This is a genomic window from Pseudomonas sp. Pseusp97 (assembly GCF_047304025.1).
Classification (GTDB): Bacteria; Pseudomonadota; Gammaproteobacteria; order Pseudomonadales; family Pseudomonadaceae; genus Pseudomonas.
On record NZ_JBGLYK010000068.1, the window covers coordinates 1 to 24,809 of the forward strand.

The window sequence follows — 24,809 nt, forward strand, 5'->3', positions numbered from 1 at the left end:
GATTTATCGGCGGTGCTGAAGCTGGGTGGGTTCGCGAGCAAGCTCGCTCCTACGAAAAGCCTAAAAGCCGCGTCTTGCGTAGGGCGAATAACCTGGAACAGGTTATCCGCCCTTGTCCCGCCGGCGGATAACGCTGGCGCGTTATGCGCCCTCCAAAGAACACCCCGTGGAGAAATGAAAAAGCCCCGCATTGCGGGGCTTTTTCATTTCGCTGGATCAGGCGAGCTGACGGCGACGGAACAGCGGTTGCGGCTGGGTCACGGAGGTCTGGTAGACCTCGCTGAAGTCATCCAGGCCGGCCAGCGCCGCTTGCGGGTCGCGGTCGGCGCGGATGGCGTAGGCGTCGAAGCCACAGCTCTGCATGAAGAACAGCTGGTCACGCAGTACGTCGCCGATGGCGCGCACTTCACCTTTGTAGCCGAAGCGCTCGCGCAGCAGGCGCGCGGTGCTGAAGCCGCGGCCGTCAGTGAAGGCGGGGAAGTTCACGGCGATGACCTGGAACTTGTCCAGGTCTTGCGCGATGGCTTCGGGTTCTTCGTCCGCGTCCAGCCAGACGCCCAGGCCGCCGTCACGGCCGCGCAGTGCCGGGCCGTGTTCCAGCCACAGGTTCAGCGGGATGATCACGTCGTCGCAGTTGGGCACGGTCTCGAGGGTCGCGTCCTTGGGCAGCAGGTGCCAGCGGTCGTCGACGACCTCGCGGTGCTTAATGATTCGCTGCATATACGCGCTCCTTGAAGGGGTCGATGCCGATGCGACGGTAGGTATCGAGGAAACGTTCGTCTTCGGTGCGCTGTTCCACGTAGACGTTGATGATCTTCTCGATCACGTCGGCCATCTGATCCTGGGCGAAGGACGGGCCGAGAATCTGCGCGAGGCTGGCCTCACGGCTGGCGCTGCCGCCCAGGGAGACCTGGTAGAACTCCTCGCCCTTCTTGTCCACGCCGAGGATGCCGATGTGGCCCACGTGGTGGTGGCCGCAGGCGTTCATGCAGCCGGAGATGTTCAGGTCGATGTCGCCGATGTCGAACAGGTAGTCGAGGTCGTCGAAACGGCGCTGGATGGCTTCGGCCACCGGGATCGACTTGGCGTTGGCCAGGGAGCAGAAGTCGCCGCCCGGGCAGCAGATGAGGTCGGTCAGCAGACCCACGTTCGGTGTGGCGAAACCGCTCTCGCGCAGTTCGCCCCAGAGGGTGAACAGCTGCGCCTGCTCGACGTCGGCGAGGATGATGTTCTGGTTATGGCTGTTGCGCACTTCGCCGAAGCTGTAGCGGTCGGCGAGGTCGGCGACCGCGTCCAGCTGCTTGTCGGTGATGTCGCCTGGCGCCACGCCGGTGGGCTTGAGCGACAGGGTCACGGCGACGTAGCCGGGCTTCTTGTGGGCGAAGGTGTTGCGGCTGCGCCAGCGGGCGAAGCCTGGGTGTTCGGCGTCCAGCTGGGCGAGGGCGGCGTCCTGGTCTTCCAGGGCCTTGTAGGCCGGGTCGACGAAGTGGGCGGCCACGCGCTGCAGCTCGGCTTCGGTCAGGGTGCTCGGGCCGTCCTTCAGGTGCGCCCATTCGGCGTCGACCCGCTGGGCGAAGACTTCCGGCGTCAGCGCCTTGACCAGGATCTTGATGCGCGCCTTGTACTTGTTGTCCCGACGGCCATAGCGGTTGTACACGCGCAGGATGGCGTCGAGGTAGGACAGCAGGTGCTGCCAGGGCAGGAATTCATTGATGAAGCTGCCGACGATCGGGGTACGGCCCAGGCCGCCGCCGACGGAGACACGGAAGCCCAGCTCGCCGGCTTCGTTCTTCACCGCTTCCAGGCCGATGTCGTGCACCTCGATGGCGGCTCGGTCGCTCACGGCGCCGTTGACGGCGATCTTGAACTTGCGCGGCAGGTGGGCGAATTCGGGGTGGAAGGTCGACCACTGGCGGATGATCTCGCACCAGGGGCGCGGGTCCACGAGCTCGTCGCGGGCGACGCCGGCGAACTGGTCGGTGGTGGTGTTGCGGATGCAGTTGCCGCTGGTCTGGATCGCGTGCATCTGCACGGTGGCCAGCTCCGCGAGGATTTCCGGCACGTCTTCCAGCTCCGGCCAGTTGTACTGGACGTTCTGGCGGGTGCTGATGTGCGCGTAGCCCTTGTCGTAGTCACGGGCGATCTGCGCCAGCTTGCGAACCTGCCTGGAGGACAGCAGGCCGTAAGGCACGGCCACTCGCAGCATGGGTGCGTAGCGCTGGATGTACAGGCCATTCTGCAGACGCAGCGGGCGGAATTCCTCGCCGGTCAGTTCGCCCGCCAGGTAGCGGCGGGTCTGATCGCGGAACTGCTTGACGCGATCCTCTACGATCCTTTGATCGTATTCGTCATATACGTACATGAATCATCCTGCTGTCAGGCTATAGCGCTCGGGGGCGTACTGCGTTTCCCAGCGCGCACGGCAACGCGCTCCACGCGGAGTGGGGCGCACGATACCAGTTCGGGAATATGCGCAAAAGTGATGTTTGAGTATATGGCGAGAACTTTCGGATCTAAGCCGCGCCAGGCCTGAAACACAGGCGTGACGGCGGCTTGCGCCGGCCCGCAGGTGCTGTCGCGCCTGGGCTGCTCAGACGGTCATCAGCCTTCGCGGCCGTGGGCGGCGTCGCGCAGTTGCGAGGTGTCTACGCGGACGAAAACCGAGTCGCCGACGCAGGTCAGTACATCTCCTGCGTAGACCTCGCAGATGACCCGGCTCTTGCGCCCGACTTCGCCCTCGACGTGAGCCCTGAGGGTCAGCGGCACGCCCATGGGTGTCGGCTTGATGTACTTGATGCCCAGATTGCCGGTGACGCAGTCGATGCGCGGCACGCTGCCCGGCTCGCGGCCTTCGGCGCGGTAGTGATAGGCCATGGCGGTCCAGTTCGAGTGGCAGTCCACCAGCATGGCGATCAGGCCGCCGTAGACCAGTTCCGGCCAGCCGCAGTACTTGGCTTCGGGAAGGTGCTCGGCGACGACGTGGACGCCGTCCTCGTGCCAGCGGCTCTTGATGTGCAGTCCGTGCGGGTTGCTGCCGCCGCAGCCGTAGCAGACGCCTTCCGGCGCGACAGTGTCTTGCAGTGAGTCCACGTGCTTGATCCACTCGCTTGTTCTTATGGAGCCAGCAGCCTAACGGCAATTGCGCAGCGGCGAAAAGGGGCGGCGCCTTGAGCAGCCGGCGGGGCTGGTCTTAACTCCTGGCTGTAGTCCTTCAGCCAATAACGAGAAGATGGGGGAAGCATGAGCGAAGAAACGTCCAGGAAGACCAGCGACAGCGTCGTCGATGCCCGCGCCGCATTCATCCTGATCCTGCTGGTGGTCGCGACCGCCGTGTTCTGGGTCAGCCACCAGTGACAGCGGTGCCGGCGGGCCGTCCTGCGGCCCGCACGGTACCTCATCCTCCAGCCGGCTTTGCTATAGACCGGCGAAATGCAGCACCAGTTGCACCAGCCCATAGAGCAGCAATACGAAGACCAGCGTGAAGAGAATGCCCATCGCGATGAAATGGCTGGGCTTGCCGTGGGTGAAGTCGCGCGCGCGATTGCGCCCGCTCTGTACGCCGAAGGCCGCGGCCAGCACGCTGTGGAGCATCTGCCAGAAGCTCGGCGGCTTGTTCTGTTGCTCGTCCATCGTTGTTCCTCCTTTTGCATCCCATCCTAGACGCTAGAGCTCGATCTGCGTCCACTGGCGCTTCTGCCACATCACCGCGAAGATCGCCGAGGCGAGCCCGCGCTGGAGGATCTGCATGCTCCAGATCGCCAGCAGCCCGCCGCCCAGTACCGGGCCGACCAGGTAGGCCAGCGGCAGGAAGAACAGCCACTGGTTGCCCAGGCTGACTGCCATTACCGTGCGTACGGCTCCCGCGCCGAGCAGCGCCTGGGTCAGTACCAGCGCGGTGGCGTCGATCACCATGCCCATACCGGTGAGCATCAGCGGCACTCGGCCCAGCTCGATCAGCGCAGGGTCGCTGACGAACAACCGCAGGATGGCTTCGGGAAAAATCCAGAACGGCGCACCGAGCAATGCCAGGCCGCAGGCCGCTACCTTCACCACGTCCCAGCCCCAGCGGTGCGCGCTGTCGAAGTCGCGCTCGCCCATGCTGTGGCTGACCAGGGTGGTCGCGGCCATTCCCAGGCCGACTCCGGGCAGAATGAGGAACAGCGCCAGGTTGATCAGTACGTGGGCTACGGCGAGTTCGCGGGTGCCGACCTGGGCGATGATCCAGAACAGCAGCGTGATGCCTGCGGCGAAGAAGAACTGCTGCAGCGAGTTGGGCAATGACAGGCGCAGCAGGGTACGGATATCCCGTTCGCTCGGCAGGCGCGGCTGGAAGCCTTGCGCGCGGGCGTCGCGCCAGGTGATCCAGGCATAGATCGCCGAGCCCAGGAACAGCGCCAACGTGGTCCCCAGGCCGCTGCCCACGGCGCCCATCTGCGGCAGGCCGAAAAGGCCGTGGATCAGGCTGTAGCTGATCGCCGCGTTGGCCAGGTGCATCACCACCAGGGTGCGCATGTACATGCCCGAGCGCCGGGTGCCGTTCCAATAGCCGCGGAAGGAGAAGTTCAGGCCGACCGCCAGTACCGACAGCGCACGCCATTCGAAATAGGGAATGCCGACCGCGAGCACCTCGGTGTCGTTGGACAGGGCGCGGACGATTGGTTCGGCGAACAGCAGGCAGACCAGCGTGATCGGCAGCGATAGGCCCACTGCCACTAGCAGCCCGCAGTTCAACGGCGCGGCCAGTTCGTCGCTGCGGCCTTCACCCCGACGGCGTGCCACCAGTGCCTGCACGCCAGCGCCCAGGCCCATCACCAGGGAAATGGCGACGAAGTTGGCGTAGCTGCCGATTCCGACACCGGCCAGGGACTTTTCCCCAAGGTGGCCGACCATGGCCGCATCCACCAGGTTGAGTAGGCTCTGGCTGAGCATCCCGCCGATGATCGGCAAGCCCAGGCTGAGAATGTTCTGGAACCGCTGGCGCTCTAGCATGGCGTCTCTGGGCAGTGAGCTCCGGCTTGTATGGGCGTCCGGCGGGCCCGTGCCGGTAGGGCTTCGCTATAGGAAATCCTAGTTGAAGGAGGCATTTCCCGCCCCCTTCCGGAACGGAATGTGCCTACGAATACTGCGAAGTTGTTCTGGAGATACTTCCGATATTCGGGTGGTGTGCGTCACGATTTTTTGCCCTGGCGAACGAAATCGGCGCGCTAACTGGGCGTACGTCGGCATCGAAGCGGTATCGCTTGAGCAAAGACTCGTCTGCTTTATCGCGTGTAATCGAAGGGCAGCGCCACTGTGTCGATGGCCGCATCCACCGGCATGGAAACAACCGTGACTATCGGGCAGACGATGCTCATCCAGCAGAACAGCGTTATCGGCGCGTAGCCGGTACTGATATTTCCTGTGAGCAACTTGGCATCGGCCTGAACGCCCTTGAAGTAAGAGTCATTAGTCCAGCCGTGATCATCCACGCGAGCGATTAGCGTGCCGCAACCTGAGAGCGTGCCGGCGAGAAACAGGCCGAGAAGAAAGTGGCGCAAGGGAAGATCCGACGAAGATTGAAGTCGTCGAACGATGCCGATGGCGCGACTGGGTGTGTATGAGAAAAATCGGAAAAGGCGGCCAGAGTAGCCGCCCTTGCGTAGAGCTTACTCGAACAACCCGTGCCAGCAATCGCTCAGTTCGCCCAGCTCGAACGACTTCACCCAGGACTGCTTTTCCAGCCACAGGCGGGTGGTTTCACGGTCGACTTCGGTCAGGCTGCCGACAGCGTTCAGGCACAGGTAACCGGTGAACTCGCCGTCTTCGGTGGCGCCGCCGACGAAGACCCAGCCTTCGGATTCGACGAAGGCGATCCACTGATCGAGCACGTCATCCAGGTCGCCGTTGTAATTCACTTCCAGGCTGAAGCCGAACTCCTGGAACTCGCCCAGGCGCAGCTTCTTCAGCAGGCGGCGTTTGCGCGGTTTGGCCATTTGTTCGGGGGTGAGGTATTTCATGGGATCTCCTTCGAGTTCGTTGATCCGGCGTCGTAGTCCAGATCGGCGACAGCCAGCCCGCTATGGTACCACCTGCCGAGGCTGGAGCCGCCCATGAGTTCCTGACCGCCTGAAGTGAAAGGGAACCCTTGTCTCAGAGGTAGAAAAGTGTCAGCTGTGCAGTGCCCCGGACCTTTCCGCCGGTGACCTGGGCAGCGGTGCCGGTGCGGTAGTAGGAAACGTTCATCTTGATAGGCAGCGAGGAGCTTCCCGAGGCAGTGTTGTAGTTCGATACGACATAGCTGGAATCGCCGAATCGAATGGGCGCGGTGTTGGTCTCGTTGGTGATGCGCAGTCCGACGCCTTTAGCCATGTCGGTGCCACTGGCGTTCTGGAAGGTGCCGTCGGTGGCGCTGATGATGGTGCCGATCGGATCGAGTTGGTACTTGATGCTGTTCATACCCGCCGGACAATTCCGCAGGGTGAACTGGAAAGGCTTGGTCCTGATGCTCGTGGCGGAAGCGAAATCGGCTTTCCTGGCGGTATCCAGGATCACGTCCGCCCCCTCTGCGGTACAGCCGAGCGCCTGGAAGCTCACCGGGTTGATGAGGTAGTTCTTGCTGCCCACGCTGGTGGAGAAGGCGCCATCAATGTCTTGTGCGGTGTAGTTGAGCGTGAAGGAGGGCATGGTGCCTGCGGCAACCTTCCCTGTCTTGATCAGGCGAACTTGCATCTGGGCACCGAACGACGAGTTGGTGACGGTGGCGTTGTCGCTGTAGCAATCGGCCGAGCTGTAAGGGTTGCCAGAAGCGGCCAGCCAGCCGCTCCAGCCATTGAGGCCGCCTTGCTGGCCGCAGTAGGGGCCTGTTGCATAGAGCCGAAAGCCATAGACGATGCCGATACCGGGCACGTTGGTATTGAAGACCTTGTAGTTCAGTCCGCCCTCCGAGTAGGTGCCCGCCTGCGCGAGGGTGGGGAACTTGATGCCGATCCCGACGCGAGTGCCGTTGTTGGAGGTGCAGGCGTAGAGATTCGTCACTGCCGCGCCAGTTACCCATCCCGATAATGGCGTCATCGAAGCAGCATTATCGCGTGGCACCGAAATCGGACTTGGGAATGTGAAGGTCTCGGAGCCGGCGCCGGAAAATGTGCAACTACCTGCGGCGAGGGATTGTTCGCTCCAGATGAAAGACAATGCCGTTGCGACAAATATGGCGGTTGACCACCGTCCCTCTGCCATTCGCCTGTATTGGAATTTCCACATATCCATTGTTGTATCCCGTATCGATAAATTAGATGGCGTTCGGATGTGTGCTGTTCCGATGCCGTTGTTGTGTCTCGATGGACTCAACTCGCCGACAAAGGCGATATCGAATTATCTTCGGCAGGCTTGTCAGATAGGGAGTCCTGCATATTGGGAAATTTCTTCTTTCCGTATTGATTGGGTAGGGCTGCTGAGAAGTTCGTGGAACGCGCTGAAGTCCACCTGATATTCAATGCTGTTATTGATAAAGATCCGCAGCAGCCTCTTTGACTTGGCATCATTTGATCGGCGCGAAACCATATCGGGAGGGGTGGTCGCCCAGGATCCAGTTCGGATAGGCGTCGTGGTAGGCCTGTTCGATATAGTTCGCTACCTGCTGAGGAGCATCTTTGCGCCGCAGTGCGACGGGGTCGAAGATTCGATGGCCGAACTGTCCCTGCTTGAAGGTCAGGTGGAAGCACAGCAGCACGGCATCGCAGTGGCTTCCGATGCTGAAGGCGCCATGGTGCAGGCGAGCAGGCCGGCCGAACATGGACACCTCCACGGTTTCCATGGGATAGCGCTGCATCATGTGCGGTGGCACGTCGCTGAAGAGCACGGCGGCTCCGTCGCGCCTGAGTGCCCGCATCAGGCGCAAGCCGAGGGCAGATCGGTTGTTTTCGTCGAGGGTATGCAGGATTCGCAATCCGGGTATCAGGACATCTTCCCGGTTCCCGTAGGCTTCCCTTGGACTTCCCGAAACGACGGCGAGCTCGGTCATGTTCAATGCGGCGCGAAGGGCATCGACCACATAGATGTTGGCGTACTCGGATACATAGTGGAACGGCGAGACAATGACCGGCCGGCCAGGCGACTCCCGGTGAATGGCCTGCACGATTGCCGCAAGCTGCGCCGCCGTCGCGTCCAGTTCCGGCCAATGATTGCCGAGGCCGTACAAGCGACCGAGGTGCATGCGCCGGTCCAGTAATCGCTCGACGTCCTCGCCGGCCATCGTCCGCCAGGCGTCCTTGCGAGTCAGCGACCCACTGTCGCTTCCCCATTCGAAGCGCAACCGTCCCTGCCAGCGTGATCTGGCGCTGAAGAGACTACGCAATCCCCAGGAAAGCAGGGCTATCCGTTCCAGTGTACGGGCCGACAGTGCCAGCAGGCCGCGGTCTCGCCAACTAATCCCGTTCATCTCAGCTCTCCGACGCATCGGAGCTCAGCCATGCATCGATCGTCTGGATGTCTCCAAGGCTGAGTGAGGCCACCTCGGCCTTCAATGCAAGAAATGCCGTCAGCATTTCGTATTGGGCTTTGGCCTGCTCCCCCCGGCTGGTGAACAGCAACTCCTGTGCACGCAGCACATCCAGGTTGGTGCGACTTCCAGCCTGATATCCCAATCGGGTGGCCTGGAGCGAGGATTCGTTCAGGCGAACGATTTCGCGAAGCGAGTGACTTCTCGCTCGCGCCCAGTCCAGGCGCTCGAACCACTCCCGCGCGTCCGCCGCAGATTTGCGCGTGGCTGCCAGCAGCAGGTTCTCGGCCTTCTCTTCTCCGGCCATGGCTTGTCTCATGCGCGCGCGATTGCCGCCTCCGGTAAACAGCGGTGCGGAGATCGTGAGCATGGCGGTATTGGTGGTGGTCGGATCGGAGTAGCCGGAAGCAGCTCCTGATGGCGCGTGGCTGGCGCTGAAGCTGACAACGGGGTAGCGCTGGGCGCGCGCCTTCTCGGTGGCTGCCCCTGCGTTGCGAACTTCGAGTTGGCCCAACTGAACCGGGAAGCTGTGGGTTTCCGCCTGTCGAACCCACTCCACCAGGCTCTTGGCCTTCAGCCAGGGCCTCGTGCGGTTCGGGCTGATGCTTGCCTCCAGCTTGACCGGACGGCCAGTCAGGGTTTCAAGAGCTCGGCGGCGGGTCTCCTGGGCTCGCATTGCGTCCTGCCGGCGCAGTTGCGCCTCGCTCAGGCGCGACAGTGCCTCTTGTACGTCGATAACAGTTGCCTCGCCGCCAGCCTGAAGTCGTTGGGTCAAGGCGTGCTGTTCGGAAACGGCGCGAAGGTAATCGTTGGCGCGATGCAGTTCCTGGGTTGCTGCCAGGAGGTCGAAGTAGGCATTGGCAGAGCGCAGCACCAGGGCTTGCCAGGCGCTGGCGTATTCAAGTTCCGCTCTGGCGCCGGCGACGCTCGCCTGGCGAAGCTCTACCCAGCGCTCCCAATCGAACACCGGCTGAGTGAGCGTGACCATCCAGCCGTTCTGCCAGTACCTGGTCGCAGGCTGGTTTTCCGTCTTGATCTGGTTGTAGGCCCGACCCCAGCCGCCGTCGAGCCGGGGCAGCAGGGCGGCGCGCGCTATGGGTACCTCCTCGCGCTCGATCCTGATCTCTGAATTTGCGGCAGACAGTTCGGCGTCGTGGGCGATGGCATCGTTGACGACGGCCAGCAGTTCACCCGAGCAAGCGATCGAAGGGGCGAGGGCCATCCAGATAAGAAAGGCGAATCTCATGCTGGCGCGCCATCTTGCAGGCTGAGCCCCAGAAGCTTGCCATCAACCAGCTGGTAACGGCGCTCGAAGCGGGAGGCCAGCTTCGGGTCATGGGTGATCACAATCAGCGTACGATCCAGCCGCTGCAGAACATCGGCGATCGTGTTGACGGATGCTGGATCGAGGTTGGAGGTGGGCTCGTCCAGCAGCAGCAGTTCGGCGTTCTGATAAAGGGCGCGAGCCAGGAGCAGGCGCTGGCGCTGGCCGGCGGAAATATTGGCGATCGAATCGCTGATGATGGTCTGGGTGCGCATGGGCAGTTGCATGACGTCCGCCAGCAGGCCGACGTCCTTGAGCAACTGGTTGATGCGGAGGTGATCGGGATTGGCGCAGAACAGGGAAATGTTGTCGGCGATGCTGCCGTTGAGAATGAGGTCGCCCTGACGCATCTGGGTCATATGCTGGCGGACTTCATCCACGGCAAGGTTCGAATAGCTCACGCCGTTCAGACGGATTTCGCCCTGCTGTACCGGCTCGGCCGCGCAAAGCAGCTTGAACAGCGTGGATTTGCCCACGCCCGAAGGGCCCACGACGGCGATCTTGTCGCCCCGCTGGATATCCAGGCTGACGCCGGAAAGCACCGTCCGATCGGAAATGCCGTAGCTGAAGCTGAGGTCGCGCACCTGAATCGAATCCAGGCGGCGAAGCTCGATCGTCCTGCCGATCTGTTCGGGCTGCGCATAGCGCTCCGGCTCGTGGTCGACGATGTCGGCAACACGCTGCACTGGCACGCTGAGCATGAAGCGCCCGAAGAGAGCGTTGATGGCTTGGGCGAGCCGCTCCGAGGCCAGCGACTTGTAGATCATGAACGAATAGAAGACGCCCACCGAGACCTTGCCGTCGAGCATCAGCCCGGCGGCCAGCCAGGTCACGACGATCACATCGGCGTATTCGACCAGCCGCAGTACTGCGTCGCGGAGCGCCGTCAGCCTGGTGCTTTGCAGCGCCGCAGCCGCATTGGCCCGAAACTTCGCCATGAAGAGGGCGGTGCGCCGGGTTTCGCCGCAGGCCAGTTTGATCAGCGAGGCGCCGCGGATCGTCTCGATCAGGGTGTCGTCGCACTGCGCCGATCGCTCCAGCACCAGCATGTGCGCGTCGCGCATCGGTCCATAGAGTGCGAACGCGGTGCCCAGGTAAAGCGCAAAGATCCCTAGTGCGACGGCCGCGAGCAAGGCGCTCTGGATCAGCATGAGGGCGATGGCCAACGCAGCGACCACCAGATCGATGCGCAAGGCAATGCTGGTCTGGACCGAGTACGCGTTGATCTCTTCCTGCGATTTCACCCGGGCGAACAGATCGCCGACGTTGCGTTTCTCGAAGTAGGCGACAGGGTTCTTCAGCAGTTGGCCTACCAGACCCTGCGTGACGTTGACGTTCACCAGCGTTCCCGCGAGCGCAGTCAGATAGGTCTGGACGAACTTGCTGAAGGTGCCGATGCCGAAAATGCTGGCGAAGGTGATGGCGAGTATGTGCAGCAGGTTGCGGTTGTCGCTCGTCACGACCTGATCCAGTACCAGGTTGCCGTAGTAAGGCATGGCGAGGATGGCGAACTGACTGCCAATGGCGATGAAAACCAGCTTGGCGACCTGCCCGCGCAATTGCGGGTTCAGGGTGCGCACGCGAGCGAGCGCATCTGGAACCCTGGAGCGGGCCTTGATGCGGGGCAGGCCGGGCGTCGGTGCGCATTCGAGCAGGAAGCCGGAGGTGTTGGCCAGGAAGGTGTCCAGAGCGATGCGCCGACGGCCCGACGCCGGGTCGATTACCACCACATGGCCGCGCTGGCATTTCTCGAACACTACGAAGTGGGCGCCACCAAAATGCAGGATCGAACCGGTTTTGATGTGGCGCAGGTCGTCGGCGTCGAACTGGAAGGCCTGTACAGCCAGACCGAACTCCGTCGCCACATCGTAGAGGTCCATCAATGTCAGGCCGTTGGCGGAGAGAGGGTGCTGGGCTGTGATTTCCCGTATCTCCGTCGCCCGCCCGAGATAGGTCAGAACCATGGCCAGGCAGGCGTAGCCGCAATCGGCGACCTCGTTCTGGTAAATGATGCGCACGATCAGCCCCGCACCATCTGGAAAAGCGGCTCCAGCACCCATTCGGCGATGGTCCGGCGCTCGATGACGACGCTGGCCATGCCGCGCATGCCGGGGAGGATGCGCAGTGGCTTGCGGGCGTTGCCGAAGGTTTCGCCCGAGAGCGTTGCCCAGGCCATGTAGTTGTTGATTTCCATGGGGTTGCCGGAAGTAGGAGTCGGAGAGCTTTCGCTCTTGTTCATCGCGGTGTCGGAGATCGAGCCGATGCGTGCCTCGAGAGTGCCGAATCGGGCGTAGGGGAAGGCGTCCAGCTTGAGGCGAACGAGCTGGCCTTTCTGGACGAAGCCGCGTTGCCTCGAAGGAATGTTCAATGCCGCCACGAGAGGCTCGTGGGTTCCGGAGTTGATGACCAGGGCGACATCGTCGACCTGCAAGGTCTGGCCGGCGACCAGGCTGGAGAAGGTGATGGCTCCGGAGTGAGGCGCGTAGATGGTGGTGTTCTGCCGGTTGGCTTCGAAACGCAGGCGGATATCCTGAATGTCGCGGTCCAGCTGCGTCTGTGTTTCACGGCGCTGTACATTCAGTTCGCTCTGGTTGCCGCGCAGGGTCGCCAGCTCGCCCTGAAGGGAGTGTCGGCGCCCCTCGCTTTGAGCGACTTCCGCGGCGCTCTGGTTGGCCTGCAGGCGTGCCTGCTCGACCCGATCAGCTGTTACGTAGCTGGCCATGTCTTCGAGGCGTCGCTGCGTTCTGCGGGCGTCCGCGGCAATTTGCCGACCTCTGGACTGCTGTTGGGTGAGCGCTTGCAGTTCCAGTTCGCGGGCGCTGATTGTGAGCTCAAGGGCCTGGAGGCGAGCATCAAGGGCCGCCAGGCGATCATCATGCTGGGCTCTGACCGTGGCGATCTGCTGATCGCGCATCGCCTCGTCGAATCGTGGCTTGGGCGTGCCGTCGCTCGACAGGGTGAGGTCGCGGGCGAGCTGGAATAGTGGCTGCCCCTGCTGCACTTGCAGCCCGGAAACGACGTCTACCGCCGTCACCAGCCCGGTGAGGCCTCTGATCTTGAATTCGGACGGCGAGATGATCTCGAAGGGGACGTCGCGCTTGAGTTCGATTTCCTGGATGAATGCGTAGACGACGGTCAACGCTACGACTGTCGATGTGAAATAGGTGATCCAGCGCCAGGAAATGTCGGTGAAGCGCGGCAGCTTTTCTACTGGAGTGCTCAAACTGTTGACCTGCTGCGCAAGGCCTCGGCCAGAAGGGGCCAATGGGGTGGCGAGCGATTTATCGGTAGTGGGAAAGGGCGCGCTGCCCGGCACAGGATGCCGGGCAGCGCTTTACGGCCTGAAGGAATGGATGGACGTTCCGACCTAAGCCGAACGGCATGCCAGTCCGTATTGGGTCGTTCAGGTCAATTACGGGGCAACGCCGCCGCCACCGCCGTTCGGGTTGGGGCAAGGAGCAGGGGCCGGAGCCGGTTTCTTCTTCTTGCAGCAACCGCCGGCCAGTTCGGATTTGACCAGTTGTTCGCGCTCGATCTTTTTCATGATTGATTCTCGGAAATTAAAGATTTGATGTTGATGTCGATGGGTACCAACGGTGGTGAATTCCTTCTCTTCTACTTGCTGTTTCTTCCATGAAATTGGGTGAAGCACAGGGAACTTCCCGTCTCTGTCAGGAAAACTTGTGGACAACTAAAGTTGGAAGTTTGTGCTGGAAAGTGAGCGCGCCGAGGAATATGGATGGGACGCAATAAATTGGAAGTTCCGTGTTTGGCGATGGGGTTGGCAGGCGCCGTTTAAATAGGATTTCAACCAGCTGGCTGGTGACCGCTTGACAGGGTAAGGACACAAACGCCGTGCGGTTGCCAGATTATTTTTATCTGCGGTGGGCCAGACAATGGGACCAGGTTTCCCTACGCTGTAGGAAAAATCAGAATTGCGTACGGGGTATTGGACGGTTCGATGCGTTGCGTCGCGTTTTTTACGCTGTGTCAGATGTCTGTTTCTTACTGGCGGCGACTATCTCCCGCCCCTTGGGGCGGCCCTGCGGCACATGCGCCGTCGGAGCGACACGTTGGTCAATGCGGGGAGATGCAGGAAGCACATGAGTGAGTTGGCTTGTAACTTGTACAGCCTGATGCGAGAGGAAAGAAAAACGAATCGGCAAATAGCCCGATGTTGCGTTGCGCAACGGGTAGGTCCCTGGGCGGAGTGGTAGTCTCCGCCCAGGACACGGGCTCGCGGCGTTGCTGCTGGCGTTAGTAGTCGTAACCCAGGTTCGGCGACAGCCAGCGCTCGCTGGTGCTGATTTCCTGATCCTTGCGCGCGCTGTAGCGTTCGATCTGGTCCTTGTCGACCTTGCCCACGGCGAAGTATTGCGCCTGCGGGTGGGCGAAGTACCAGCCGCTGACGGCGGCGGCGGGGAACATGGCGTAGTGCTCGGTCAGGGTCACGCCAGAGACGCCCTTCGGGTCGAGCAGCTTGAACAGCGTCCCTTTCTCGGTGTGGTCCGGGCAGGCCGGGTAGCCGGGTGCCGGGCGGATACCGACGTACTGCTCCTTGATCAGCGCCTCGTTGTCCAGGTGTTCCTCGGGCTGGTAGCCCCAGTATTCCTTGCGCACGCGCTCGTGCAGCCATTCGGCGCAGGCTTCGGCGAGGCGGTCGGCGAGGGCCTTGACCATGATCGCGCTGTAGTCGTCGCCCTTGGCCTCGTAGGCCTTTGCCACTTCCTCGGCGCCGATGCCGGCGGTGGTGATGAAGCCGCCGACATAGTCCTTGAGGCCGCTGTCCTTCGGCGCGACGAAGTCGGCCAGGCTGAAGTTCGGCTTGCCGTCGGGCTTGATGGTCTGCTGGCGCAGGTGGTGCAGGGTGGCCAGCTTGTGGCCGTCGTCGCCGTAGACTTCCAGGTCGTCGTGCTGCACCTGGTTGGCCGGCCAGAAGCCGAAGACGGCCTTGGCGCGAATGAGCTTTTCGTCGATCAGCTTCTTCAGCATCGCCTGGGCGTCGTTGAACAGGCTGGTGGCCGCTTCGCCCACGACTTCGTCGGTGAGGATGCGCGGGTACTTGCCGGCCAGGTCCCAGGAGATGAAGAACGGCGTCCAGTCGATGTACGTGGCCAGCACGTTGAGGTCGATGTCATCCAGCACTTTCACGCCGGTGAAGCTCGGCACTGGCGGCTGGTAGCCGGCCCAGTCGAACTTCGGTTTGGCGGCGACGGCCTGCTCGTAGGTGAGGCGCTCGGTACGCGCGCTGCGGTTGGCGGTGCGCTCGCGGACTTCCGCGTACTCCTCGCGCAGCTTGCGGGCGTACTCGGGCTTCAGTTCCTTGGACAGCAGGGTGGTCGCCACGCCCACCGCGCGGGAGGCGTCGGTGACGTAGACCACCGCGTCGTTGCTGTACTGCGGGTCGATCTTCACCGCGGTGTGCGCCTTGGAGGTGGTGGCGCCGCCGATCAGCAACGGCAGGCTGAAGTTCTGCCGCTGCATTTCCTTGGCGACGTGGACCATCTCGTCCAGCGACGGGGTGATCAGGCCGGACAGGCCGATGATGTCGCACTTCTGCTCGCGCGCGGTCTGCAGGATCTTCTCCGCCGGGACCATCACGCCCAGGTCGACGATGTCGTAGCCGTTGCAGCCAAGCACCACGCCGACGATGTTCTTGCCGATGTCGTGCACGTCGCCTTTCACCGTGGCCATGAGGATCTTGCCCTTGGCCTCGGGCTTGTCGCCTTTCTCCGCTTCGATGAAGGGGATCAGGTGGGCAACCGCCTGCTTCATCACGCGGGCGGACTTCACCACCTGCGGGAGGAACATCTTGCCGGCGCCGAACAGGTCGCCGACCACGTTCATGCCGGACATCAGCGGACCCTCGATGACCTCGATGGGGCGCGCGCACTTCTGCCGGCATTCCTCGGTGTCTTCGACGATGAAGGTGGTGATGCCCTTGACCAGCGCGTGCTCCAGGCGCTTCTCGACGCTGTGGCTGCGCCACTCTTCGTCTTCTACTTCCTTGACCGCGCCGCCGCCCTTGTAGTTGTCGGCGATGGCCAGCAGTGCCTCGGTGGCGTCCGGGCTACGGTTGAGCACCACGTCCTCGACCTTGTCGCGCAATTCCTGCGGGATCTCGTCGTAGATCTCCAGTTGGCCGGCGTTGACGATGCCCATGGTCAGGCCGTTCTGGATGGCGTAGTAGAGGAATACCGAGTGGATCGCCTCGCGCACCGGGTTGTTGCCACGGAACGAGAACGACACGTTGGACACCCCGCCCGAGGTCAGCGCATAGGGCAGGTTGTCACGGATGTAGGCGCAGGCCTCGATGAAGTCGACCGCGTAGTTGTTGTGTTCCTCGATGCCGGTGGCGACCGCGAAGATGTTCGGGTCGAAGATGATGTCTTCCGGCGGGAAGCCCACTTCGTTGACCAGGATGTCGTAGGAGCGCTGGCAGATTTCTTCCTTGCGCGCCTGGGTGTCGGCCTGGCCGGCTTCGTCGAAGGCCATCACCACCACGGCGGCGCCATAGCGCTTGCACAGGCGGGCGTGGTGCTTGAACTGCTCGACGCCTTCCTTCATGGAGATGGAGTTGACGATGCCCTTGCCCTGGATGCATTTGAGGCCCGCCTCGATCACTTCCCACTTGGAGGAGTCGATCATGATCGGCACGCGGGAGATGTCCGGCTCGGAGGCGATCAGGTTGAGGAAGCGGACCATGGCTGCCTTCGAGTCCAGCATGCCCTCGTCCATGTTGATGTCGATCACCTGGGCGCCGGCTTCCACCTGCTGCTGCGCGACTTCCAGCGCTTCGGCGTAGTTCTCCTCGCGGATCAGCCGGGCGAACTTGGCCGAGCCGGTGATGTTGGTGCGCTCGCCGACGTTCACGAACAGCGAGTTGCGGTCGATGGTGAACGGCTCCAGGCCCGACAGCCGGCAGGCGCGGGGGATATCCGGAATCGCCCGCGGGGCGTACTTGGCCACGGCCTTGGCGATGGCCTCGATGTGCGCCGGCGTGGTGCCGCAGCAACCGCCGATGATGTTGAGGAAGCCCGAGGCGGCGAACTCTTCCACCACCACCGCCATTTCCGCCGGCGTCTCGTCGTATTCGCCGAAGGCGTTGGGCAGGCCGGCGTTGGGGTGGGCGGAGACGTGGGTCCCGGCCTTGGTCGCCAGCTCTTCCAGGTACGGGCGCAGTTCTTTCGCACCGAGGGCGCAGTTCAGGCCGACGGAGATCGGGTTGGCGTGGCGCACCGAGTTCCAGAAGGCCTCGGTGGTCTGCCCCGACAGGGTGCGGCCGGAGGCGTCGGTGATGGTGCCGGAGATCATGATCGGCAGCTCGACGCCCAGTTCCTCATAGACGCCCTGCACGGCGAAGATCGCCGCCTTGGCGTTGAGGGTATCGAAGATGGTCTCGATCAGGATCAGGTCCGCGCCGCCCTCGATCAGGCCGCGGGTCGATTCGCTGTAGTTCTCCACCAGTTCGTCGAAGGTGACGTTGCGGAAACCGGGATCGTTGACGTCCGGGGAGATCGAGCAGGTGCGGCTGGTCGGGCCGAGGACGCCGGCGACGAAGCGCGGGCGGTCCGGGGTCTCGGCGGTCTTGGCGTCGGCCACTTCACGGGCCAGGCGCGCGCCCTCGACGTTCATCTCGTAGGCCAGTTCCTGCATGTCGTAGTCCGCCTGGGACACGCGGGTGGCGTTGAAGGTGTTGGTCTCGAGGATGTCGGCACCGGCGTCCAGGTAGGCCTTCTCGATGGCCTGGATGACGTCTGGGCGGCTGAGCAGCAGCAGGTCGTTGTTGCCCTTCACGTCGCTCGGCCAGTCGGCGAAGCGCGCGCCTCGGTAGTCCTCTTCCTGCAGCTTGTAGCTCTGGATCATGGTGCCCATGCCGCCGTCGAGGATCAGGATGCGCTCCTTGAGGGCTTGCTGGAGGGCTTGCAGGCGTGCGGCACGGTCGATCATGGGAATACCTGGAAAAGGGCGTGACGAAAGGTCGCTGATGATAACAAAGCTGCAGGAAATTTGACCGGGCGCGGTTTTACATGAAAATTCCTCATGTTCCATCTTTGGTTGGAGCGCATTGCAGCGCCACTCCCGCTAGAATCCGCTCCTTCCTGATGTCCGGAGTCCTTCATGTCCCTGCGAGCCCGTTTCACGTTGCTCATCGCATCCCTGGCGTTTTCGGCGCAGGCTCTGGCGGGAGGGCTGTCCTACAGCAAGGACATCCAGCCGATCTTCACCGAGAAATGCGTCGCCTGCCACGCCTGCTACGACTCGCCGTGCCAGCTCAACCTGACCGCCGCCGAGGGTGCGCAGCGCGGGGCGAACAGATTGCCGGTCTACGACGGTGGACGCACCCGGGCGCAGGACCCGACCCGTCTGTTCCTCGACGCCCACGGCGCGGACGCCTGGCGGCGCAAGGACTTCTGGTCGGTACTCGATGGCCGCGGCAGCCAGGCAGCGCTGATGGCGCGGATGATCGACCTGGGGCATGAGCATCCGCTGGTGCCCAACGCGAAGATTCCCGATGGGCTGGACCTGTCGATCTACCGCACGAACCAGTGCCCGGCGCCCGACGACATCGACGACTTCGTCGCCAGGAACCCCCGCAGTGGCATGCCGTTCGCGGTCACCGGCCTGAGCGACCGGCAGCTCAAGACCATCAAGAGCTGGCTGGCGCAGGGCGCGCCGGTGGACGAGCAGGCCTGGCAGCCAGGTGCCGGCGAGGCGGCGCAGATCGCCGACTGGGAGGCTTTCCTCAACCAGCCCGGTGCGCGCCAGAGCCTGGTGCAGCGCTGGATCTACGAACACCTGTACCTCGCCCACCTGTACTTCACCGAGCGCGGCGAGCCGGGGCATTTCTTCCAGCTGGTGCGTTCGCGCACGCCCAGCGGCCAACCCATCGACCCGATTGCCACGCGCCGCCCCAACGACGACCCGGGCAATACCTTCTACTACCGCCTGTGGCCCATCCAGGGCGTGATCGTGCACAAGACGCACATCACCTATCCGCTCAACGAGGCCCGCCTCAAGCGCGATCAGGAGCTGTTCTACGGCACCGCCTGGGATACCGACAAGGTCCCCGGATATGGCCTGCAGCACCGTGCCAACCCCTTCGAAACCTTCGAGGCCATTCCCGCGCGGGCGCGCTACCAGTTCATGCTGGACAACGCCGAGTACTTCGTCCGCACCTTCATCCGCGGGCCGGTGTGTCGTGGGCAGATCGCCACCGACGTGATCCGCGACAACTTCTGGGCAGTGTTCCAGGACCCGGACCACGACCTCTACGTCACCGACCCGAAATTCCAGCGCCAGGCCTCGCCGTTGCTGGCGCTGCCGGGACAGATCGACGATATGGGCGCCATGCTGTCCCAGTGGCGTTCCTATCGCGACAAGCGCAATAAATACGAAGAGCTGCGCCAGGACGTCTATGACGACGCGCCGGCGCCGACCTGGGCCGACATCTGGGCCGGCAATGACAACGCGGTGCTGAGCATCTTCCGCCAGTACGACAGCGCCTCGGTGCGCAAGGGCCTGATCGGCGGCGTGCCGCAGACCATCTGGTGGATGGACTATCCGCTGCTGGAGCGCACCTACTACGGGCTGGTGGTGAACTTCGACGTGTTCGGCAATGTCGCCCACCAGGCGCAGACGCGGCTGTACTTCGACCTGATCCGCAACGGCGCCGAGCAGAACTTCCTGCGCCTGATGCCCGTCGGCGCGCGCAGGAAGCTGCTCGACGACTGGTACCAGAGCAGCGGCAAGCTGAAGATGTGGGCCGACTACTACAACAGCGACAGCGACGCACCCACGGGGCTGTTCCTGCCGGAAAAGGGCGCCAAGCTGGCCTTCGCCCGGCAGTTGCTCAAGCACTACGTGGCGCTCAACGCGCGGCCTGATCCGATCAATCTCTGCGAGAACGGCGCCTGCTATCGCAACACCGTCGCCGCGCCGCTGCAGGATGCCGAGCAGGCCTTCAGCCGGCTGGTCAGCCGCCCGGCCGCCGGTTTGCCGGTGATCGACCAGTTCCCTGAGGCCACCATGCTGCGCGTGGAGTTGCCGGACGGCCAGCGCGAGATCTACACCGTGCTGCGCAACCGCGCCCACAGCAACGTCGCCTTCATCATGGGCGAGTCCCTGCGCTATCAGCCGGGGCTGGACACCCTGACCATCTACCCCGGCGTGCTGTCGAGCTATCCGAACTTCATGTTCGACCTGAAGGCCGGCGAGGCGGGCGAGTTCGTCAGTGCGCTGGAGCAGGTGAAGAGCGCCGCGGACTTCGAGAAGGTTGCCGACCGCTGGGGCATCCGCCGCAGCCACCCGCAGTTCTGGTTCTACTTCCACGACCTGGATGCCTACCTGCGCGAAACCGAGCCGGTGGAGGCGGGCGTGCTGGACATGAACCGCTACGAGAACCTTTGAGCCGGGCCCGAACCTGAACCTGTAGGAGCGAGCTTGCTCGCGAACGACCTCGCAGCGGGGTTTGCTTCGCGAGCAAGCTCGCTCCTACAAAAGCGCACTGCCCAGCTGCGAATTATTCCTACTAAATCAGTAGGGCTTTATCCTTCACCCCCGGATGGCGTAAACTTCTCGCCACGTTTGCGAGGAGTTGCCATGAGCGCTATCACCATCACCGAAGCCGCACAGGATTACCTGGCCGAGCTGCTGTCCAAGCAGGACACTCCCGGCATCGGCATTCGCATCTTCATTACCCAGCCGGGCACCCAGTACGCCGAAACCTGCATCGCCTACTGCAAGCCGGGCGAGCAGAAGCCGGAAGACACCCCGGTCGGCCTGAAGGCCTTCACTGCCTACATCGATGCCATCAGCGAGCCGTTCCTGGACGACGCGGTGGTCGACTACGCTACCGACCGCATGGGCGGCCAGCTGACCATCAAGGCGCCCAACGCCAAGGTGCCGATGGTCAACGAGGACAGCCCGATCACCGAGCGCATCAACTACTACCTGCAGACCGAGATCAACCCGGGACTCGCCAGCCACGGCGGCCAGGTGAGCCTGGTGGACGTGGTCGAGGACAACATCGCCGTGCTGCGTTTCGGCGGCGGTTGCCAGGGCTGCGGCGCAGTCGAGATGACTCTGAAGGACGGCGTCGAGAAGACCCTGATCGAGCGCATCCCGGAGCTGAAGGGCGTGCGTGACGTCACCGACCACAGCAATCGCGAGAACGCCTACTACTGAGTGGGCGCGCGAGCAGCGAAAAGGCGACCTTCGGGTCGCCTTTTTTTTAATCGCTGCCTGTCGCGGCGCTGGGCATCGCTGTTCGCCGGTTGTGCGGGATGGTTCGGTGGTGCAGTCCGGCGCGAGGTGGACCAATCGCGGACGGAGTCCGCTCCTACGCGGCGGTCTGCCACGGCGTGCTCCTTGTAGGAGCGAGCTTGCTCGCGAACCGTCGGCAGGGCCGACGCCTCATCTACCGCAGCGTTATTGTCCAGGATTGCTCTTTCTGGAGTTCGCCAGAGGGTCCTTGAGGTGGTTTCGGCGCTGGGTGGTTCGCGAGCAAGCTCGCTCCTACACACAGCGGACCGTGGGTGAATAACGCCGAGGGGTATTATTCGCCAATCGTGGCGGATAACCCGTGCCGGGTTATGCGCCCTACGGCACGGGGCCGGGATCAGCCCTGGCAGCCGGCAGGCTTGAGCACCCGCTGGGTAGAGGCCGGACTGGTCGTCAGTTTCGGCAGCGGCCGGCGAGGGCGCGGCACCAGCTCGCCGCCGCAGTTCGGGCATTTGCCGTGCAGGACGTGTTCGGCGCAGTCGCGGCAGAAGGTGCATTCGAAGCTGCAGATGCGCGCATCGGCGCTGTCACCCGGCAGGTCGCGGTCGCAGCATTCGCAGCCGGGGCGGAGTTCGAGCATGGCAATCGTCCTTTGGGTTGTTGTCGTTGTCAGTGCAACTGGCCGAAGCGCTCGGCGTATTCCTGTGGGCTGATAGCCAGGTGCTTGTGGAAGGTGCGCCGCAGGTTCTCCGGATGGCCGAAGCCGCACAGCCGCGACACCGTGCTGATCGACGCCTGGGCGTCCTGCAGCAGTGCGCGCGCCGCTTCCAGGCGGACCCGTTCGACGTAGCGGCCGGGTCCCATGCCCAGTTCGCTGATGAACACCCGCGACAGGGTGCGCGGGCTCATGCAGGCCTGCTCGGCCAGGGCCTCCAGCGAAAGATCGTTGCCCAGGTGCGCCGGGATCCATTCCAGCAGCGCGGCCAGGCGCGGCGTGCGGGTCGGCTCGGGGGTGAGCCAGTGGCTGAACTGCGCCTGTCCGCCAGGGCGTTTCAGGAACATCACCAACCGCCGCGCCACCGCCAGGGCGAGTGCGCGGCCGAGGTCGGCTTCCACCAGTGCCAGGGCGAGGTCGATGCCGGCGGTGACGCCTGCGGAGGTAAAGACATGATCGTCGCCGTCCCGGCGCTGCGGATCGTAGGTGTGCAGGCGGTCGCCCTGGACGAGCACTTCGGGGAAGCCGGCGCACAACTCATCCACATCGGCCCAGTGGGTGGTGGCCGGGCGGCCATCGAGCACGCCGGCAGCGGCGAGGATCAGCGCACCGGAACACACCGAGCCGAGCCGGCGCACCTGGGGTTCGGCGGCTGCCAGCCAGTGCAGCAGGTCGCTGTTCTGGCATTGCGTCGGCACGCCCAGCCCGCCCGGCACCAGCAGGGTATCCAGGCTCGCGGGCTCGACTTCCCGCCAAGCTAGGTCGGCGCAGATGCGGATGCCGGCCGAGGTGGCCACCGGTCCTGCCTGTTCGCCCAGCACCAGCAGCTCGTAGAGTGGCGCCAGGCCCTGGCGCTGACGCTCGACGTTGGCGGAGGCGAACACCTGCAGCGGCCCTGTGATGTCCAGGCTCATGACTTCCGGGTAGAGCAGGCAGGCGATGCGGCGCGGCGATTCCATGGCAGGACTCGTTCATTGGATGCAACCAGTGTGGCGATGACCGACGCTGGCGGCAACGTCAGCCACCCCACGAATCTTGCCAGGTCAACGGCCGCGCGCCGTCAAACCTTCAGTACACCGCGAAAGCCCCGCGCGGCGTAATACGACTGCACGCCGTTGTGGTAGGTGAAGACCCGACCGTAGCGGCGGTCGCCGAACAGCGCGCCGTCCAGCTTGCGCATGGAGCCGGGGGTACGCAGCCAGCTGGAGGTCTTCTGGTCGAAGTTGCCCAGCTCCTGCAACTGACGGTACTGCGCCTCGTCCAGCAGCTCGATGCCGATCTGCGCGGCCAGCTCGGTGGCGCAGCCGGCGGGCTTGTCCTTCTTGCGCGCGTCCAGCGCCTCGCGGTCGTAGCAGAGGCTGCGGCGTCCGGCCGGGGTCTCGGCGCAGCAGTCGAAGAACAGGATGGCGCCGCTGGCGCTTTCGCGGCCGACCACATCGGGCTCGCCGCCGGTGGCTTCCATCTGCTCCAGGGCCTTGAGCTTGGCCGGGGCGTCTTTCAGGCGCGCCTCAACGTCCGTCCAGTCGATGCCCTTGTGGCGCTCGGGGTGCTGCTCGAAGCGGGCCTGCAGGGTCGCCAGCAGGGCGTCGTGCTGTTTTGCATTCATCTTGCTTACTCTCGGCAGGGGTAAAGGCAGAGAGTAAAGCAGGATTCGTGCGGCCCGCCGCTCAGCCGGCGTCCGTCCAGCGTTCGCGCACGGCCAGGATGTCGGGCAGGCAACCGAGGAACAGCTCCACCAACTGGGGGTCGAACTGGCTGCCTTTCTCCCGGCGCAGCAGCTCCACCGCATCCTCGATGCTCCACGCCGGTTTGTAAGGGCGCACGCTGGTCAGCGCGTCGAACACGTCGGCGATGGCGACGATGCGGCCCTCGGGCGGTATCTCTTCGCCGCGCAGGCCGTTGGGATAGCCGGTGCCGTCCCAGCGTTCGTGGTGGGTGAGGGCGATGCTGCGGGCCAGCCGCAGCAGGTTGGAATCGTGCTCGCCGATGATCCCCGCGCCGATCTCCGGGTGCTGGCGCATCACCTGCCATTCGCGCTCGTCGAGCCGCCCGGGCTTCTGCAGGATGGCGTCGGGAATGCCGATCTTGCCCACGTCGTGCATGGGCGCGGCGTTGAGCAGGTCGTCGGCGGCCTTTTCCGAGTAGCCGGCGGCGCGCGCCAGGATGTGCGCGTAGTGACTCATGCGGATGACGTGCAGGCCGGTCTCGTTGTCCTTGTACTCGGACGCCTTGCCCAGGCGCTGGACGATCTGCAGGCGCGTTTCGCGCAGCTCCTCCACCCGCACCAGCGACAGGTGCGTACGCACCCGAGCCTTGACGATGGGCGGGCTGACCGGCTTGGTGATGTAGTCCACCGCGCCGACCTCGAAGCCCTTGGCCTCGTCCGGCACATCGGCCAGGGCGGTGACGAAGATCACCGGGATGGCGCCGGTGGCCTGCTCGGCCTTGAGTCGCTGGCAGACCTCGAAGCCGGTCATGCCGGGCATCATCACGTCCAGCAGGACCAGGTCGGGGCGCTCGCGGTTGGCCAGTTCCAGTGCCTTGTCGCCGTCCTTGGCGAACAGCAGGCGGTAGTCGTCCTGCAGGATGTGCCGCAGGACCTGGAGGTTGCTGGCTTCGTCGTCCACCAGCAGCAGGCAGGGCCGATGATCTTGGGCGGTGGCGGTCATGCTGGCTCCAGGCGGGTGCCGAGGGTGCGGACCCATTTCAAGGCTTGTTCGAAGTCGAAATCGTCGATGGCGAAGCGCAGCGCCTCGAAGGCCTCGCGGTGCTCGCCGTGGGCGATGCCCAGGCGCAGGCGCTCCAGTGCCTGGTCATCGAGGCCGCCTCGGGAAAGGGCCAGCTGCAGGGCTTGCAGCGCATCGCGCAGGTCCTGCGAGGCGACTTCGCCGACGACTTCGCTGACCGCTTCCGGCACCAGCGGTACTGATTCGCGGACGGTGGTGAATTCGGCGCGGACCCGTTCCAACGCGGTACCCAGCTGTTCAGCCGTGCCATGGTCGGCGGCGCCTTCCAGCGCACCGATGGCGCCGGCCAGGCGCGGCAGGGCAAGGTTGGCGGCGGCGCCATCG

The 24,809-nt window shown here is 63.8% G+C and carries 20 protein-coding genes and 1 pseudogene; 2 read left to right on the forward strand and 19 right to left on the reverse strand.

All coding sequences use genetic code 11. The annotated features are described in order from the left end of the window. Nucleotides 1-216: 216 nt before the first annotated feature. The 14 genes from ACCC94_RS13765 to metH form a co-directional block, all read right to left on the reverse strand. On the reverse strand, nucleotides 217-720 hold the full coding sequence (locus ACCC94_RS13765) for a DUF934 domain-containing protein (RefSeq protein ID WP_413350034.1): 504 nt from the start codon (nucleotides 718-720) through the stop codon (nucleotides 217-219). Further along, complete coding sequence (locus tag ACCC94_RS13770; RefSeq protein WP_413350036.1) at nucleotides 704-2,362, reverse strand: nitrite/sulfite reductase; 1,659 nt, start codon at nucleotides 2,360-2,362, stop codon at nucleotides 704-706. The genes ACCC94_RS13765 and ACCC94_RS13770 overlap by 17 nt, the downstream gene beginning before the upstream one ends. 239 nt (nucleotides 2,363-2,601) lie before the next feature. Further along, nucleotides 2,602-3,099, reverse strand: coding sequence for a PaaI family thioesterase (locus ACCC94_RS13775; protein ID WP_413350064.1), 498 nt, complete (start codon nucleotides 3,097-3,099; stop codon nucleotides 2,602-2,604). A gap of 315 nt (nucleotides 3,100-3,414) precedes the next feature. After that, nucleotides 3,415-3,630 (reverse strand): DUF2970 domain-containing protein, encoded by a 216-nt coding sequence (locus tag ACCC94_RS13780; protein ID WP_045208331.1) that lies wholly within the window; start codon nucleotides 3,628-3,630, stop codon nucleotides 3,415-3,417. A 33-nt stretch (nucleotides 3,631-3,663) separates the two neighbouring features. Then, nucleotides 3,664-4,989, reverse strand: coding sequence for an MATE family efflux transporter (locus tag ACCC94_RS13785; RefSeq protein WP_413350037.1), 1,326 nt, complete (start codon nucleotides 4,987-4,989; stop codon nucleotides 3,664-3,666). Between the two features lie 272 nt (nucleotides 4,990-5,261). Next, complete coding sequence (locus ACCC94_RS13790; protein WP_413350039.1) at nucleotides 5,262-5,537, reverse strand: YceK/YidQ family lipoprotein; 276 nt, start codon at nucleotides 5,535-5,537, stop codon at nucleotides 5,262-5,264. A gap of 108 nt (nucleotides 5,538-5,645) precedes the next feature. Next, nucleotides 5,646-5,996, reverse strand: a complete 351-nt coding sequence (locus ACCC94_RS13795) for a 50S ribosome-binding protein YggL (protein ID WP_413350041.1) — start codon at nucleotides 5,994-5,996, stop codon at nucleotides 5,646-5,648. 133 nt (nucleotides 5,997-6,129) lie between these two features. Then, nucleotides 6,130-7,245, reverse strand: a complete 1,116-nt coding sequence (locus ACCC94_RS13800; RefSeq protein ID WP_413350043.1) for a fimbrial protein — start codon at nucleotides 7,243-7,245, stop codon at nucleotides 6,130-6,132. Between the two features lie 271 nt (nucleotides 7,246-7,516). Beyond that, nucleotides 7,517-8,416 (reverse strand): hypothetical protein, encoded by a 900-nt coding sequence (locus tag ACCC94_RS13805; protein WP_413350045.1) that lies wholly within the window; start codon nucleotides 8,414-8,416, stop codon nucleotides 7,517-7,519. Between the two features lies 1 nt (nucleotide 8,417). After that, nucleotides 8,418-9,722: a TolC family outer membrane protein gene (locus tag ACCC94_RS13810; RefSeq protein WP_413350047.1), complete on the reverse strand. Its 1,305-nt coding sequence runs from the start codon at nucleotides 9,720-9,722 to the stop codon at nucleotides 8,418-8,420. Further along, nucleotides 9,719-11,818, reverse strand: coding sequence for a peptidase domain-containing ABC transporter (locus ACCC94_RS13815; protein WP_413350049.1), 2,100 nt, complete (start codon nucleotides 11,816-11,818; stop codon nucleotides 9,719-9,721). Before ACCC94_RS13815 ends, ACCC94_RS13810 begins: the two co-directional genes overlap by 4 nt. Nucleotides 11,819-11,820: 2 nt before the next feature. Then, nucleotides 11,821-13,023 (reverse strand): HlyD family secretion protein, encoded by a 1,203-nt coding sequence (locus ACCC94_RS13820; protein WP_413350051.1) that lies wholly within the window; start codon nucleotides 13,021-13,023, stop codon nucleotides 11,821-11,823. Between the two features lie 189 nt (nucleotides 13,024-13,212). Next, complete coding sequence (locus ACCC94_RS13825) at nucleotides 13,213-13,452, reverse strand: hypothetical protein (RefSeq protein WP_413350052.1); 240 nt, start codon at nucleotides 13,450-13,452, stop codon at nucleotides 13,213-13,215. A gap of 605 nt (nucleotides 13,453-14,057) precedes the next feature. Continuing rightward, complete coding sequence (gene metH / locus ACCC94_RS13830; RefSeq protein ID WP_413350054.1) at nucleotides 14,058-17,750, reverse strand: methionine synthase; 3,693 nt, start codon at nucleotides 17,748-17,750, stop codon at nucleotides 14,058-14,060. A 171-nt stretch (nucleotides 17,751-17,921) separates the two neighbouring features. On the opposite strand from metH, the gene ACCC94_RS13835 reads away from it, so the two are divergent. Together ACCC94_RS13835 and nfuA are read left to right on the forward strand one after the other, a co-directional pair. Then, the gene (locus ACCC94_RS13835; RefSeq protein WP_413350056.1) at nucleotides 17,922-20,210 is read left to right on the forward strand and encodes a fatty acid cis/trans isomerase; all 2,289 of its coding nucleotides are present in this window, start codon (nucleotides 17,922-17,924) and stop codon (nucleotides 20,208-20,210) included. Between the two features lie 192 nt (nucleotides 20,211-20,402). Next, complete coding sequence (gene nfuA, locus ACCC94_RS13840) at nucleotides 20,403-20,987, forward strand: Fe-S biogenesis protein NfuA (RefSeq protein WP_045208304.1); 585 nt, start codon at nucleotides 20,403-20,405, stop codon at nucleotides 20,985-20,987. A gap of 433 nt (nucleotides 20,988-21,420) precedes the next feature. Here nfuA and ACCC94_RS13845 read toward each other — a convergent pair whose 3' ends face one another. The 5 genes and pseudogenes from ACCC94_RS13845 to ACCC94_RS13865 all read right to left on the reverse strand — a co-directional run. Beyond that, complete coding sequence (locus tag ACCC94_RS13845) at nucleotides 21,421-21,663, reverse strand: DUF1272 domain-containing protein (RefSeq protein WP_413350057.1); 243 nt, start codon at nucleotides 21,661-21,663, stop codon at nucleotides 21,421-21,423. A 29-nt stretch (nucleotides 21,664-21,692) separates the two neighbouring features. Then, on the reverse strand, nucleotides 21,693-22,697 hold the full coding sequence (locus tag ACCC94_RS13850) for a GlxA family transcriptional regulator (protein WP_413350059.1): 1,005 nt from the start codon (nucleotides 22,695-22,697) through the stop codon (nucleotides 21,693-21,695). Nucleotides 22,698-22,798: 101 nt separating this feature from the next. Then, the gene (locus ACCC94_RS13855) at nucleotides 22,799-23,344 is read right to left on the reverse strand and encodes a DUF4256 domain-containing protein (RefSeq protein ID WP_413350061.1); all 546 of its coding nucleotides are present in this window, start codon (nucleotides 23,342-23,344) and stop codon (nucleotides 22,799-22,801) included. A 61-nt stretch (nucleotides 23,345-23,405) separates the two neighbouring features. Further along, a complete protein-coding gene (locus ACCC94_RS13860; protein WP_413350062.1) occupies nucleotides 23,406-24,407 on the reverse strand; it encodes an HD domain-containing phosphohydrolase in 1,002 nt (333 codons plus the stop codon). Next, a pseudogene (locus ACCC94_RS13865) lies at nucleotides 24,404-24,809 on the reverse strand (histidine kinase); the annotation flags it as partial. The gene ACCC94_RS13860 and the pseudogene ACCC94_RS13865, both read right to left, overlap by 4 nt.

Excerpts from the sequence above, each read along its gene's own strand:
- ACCC94_RS13810 (WP_413350047.1), bottom strand. The coding sequence starts at position 9,722 with ATGAGATTCGCCTTTCTTATCTGGATGGCCCTCGCCCCTTCGATCGCT.
- nfuA (WP_045208304.1), top strand. The coding sequence starts at position 20,403 with ATGAGCGCTATCACCATCACCGAAGCCGCACAGGATTACCTGGCCGAG.
- ACCC94_RS13835 (WP_413350056.1), top strand. The coding sequence starts at position 17,922 with ATGTCCCTGCGAGCCCGTTTCACGTTGCTCATCGCATCCCTGGCGTTT.
- ACCC94_RS13765 (WP_413350034.1), bottom strand. The coding sequence starts at position 720 with ATGCAGCGAATCATTAAGCACCGCGAGGTCGTCGACGACCGCTGGCAC.
- ACCC94_RS13855 (WP_413350061.1), bottom strand. The coding sequence starts at position 23,344 with ATGAATGCAAAACAGCACGACGCCCTGCTGGCGACCCTGCAGGCCCGC.
- ACCC94_RS13770 (WP_413350036.1), bottom strand. The coding sequence starts at position 2,362 with ATGTACGTATATGACGAATACGATCAAAGGATCGTAGAGGATCGCGTC.
- metH (WP_413350054.1), bottom strand. The coding sequence starts at position 17,750 with ATGATCGACCGTGCCGCACGCCTGCAAGCCCTCCAGCAAGCCCTCAAG.
- ACCC94_RS13845 (WP_413350057.1), bottom strand. The coding sequence starts at position 21,663 with ATGCTCGAACTCCGCCCCGGCTGCGAATGCTGCGACCGCGACCTGCCG.
- ACCC94_RS13800 (WP_413350043.1), bottom strand. The coding sequence starts at position 7,245 with ATGGATATGTGGAAATTCCAATACAGGCGAATGGCAGAGGGACGGTGG.
- ACCC94_RS13805 (WP_413350045.1), bottom strand. The coding sequence starts at position 8,416 with ATGAACGGGATTAGTTGGCGAGACCGCGGCCTGCTGGCACTGTCGGCC.
- ACCC94_RS13780 (WP_045208331.1), bottom strand. The coding sequence starts at position 3,630 with ATGGACGAGCAACAGAACAAGCCGCCGAGCTTCTGGCAGATGCTCCAC.
- ACCC94_RS13850 (WP_413350059.1), bottom strand. The coding sequence starts at position 22,697 with ATGGAATCGCCGCGCCGCATCGCCTGCCTGCTCTACCCGGAAGTCATG.
- ACCC94_RS13860 (WP_413350062.1), bottom strand. The coding sequence starts at position 24,407 with ATGACCGCCACCGCCCAAGATCATCGGCCCTGCCTGCTGCTGGTGGAC.
- ACCC94_RS13795 (WP_413350041.1), bottom strand. The coding sequence starts at position 5,996 with ATGAAATACCTCACCCCCGAACAAATGGCCAAACCGCGCAAACGCCGC.
- ACCC94_RS13785 (WP_413350037.1), bottom strand. The coding sequence starts at position 4,989 with ATGCTAGAGCGCCAGCGGTTCCAGAACATTCTCAGCCTGGGCTTGCCG.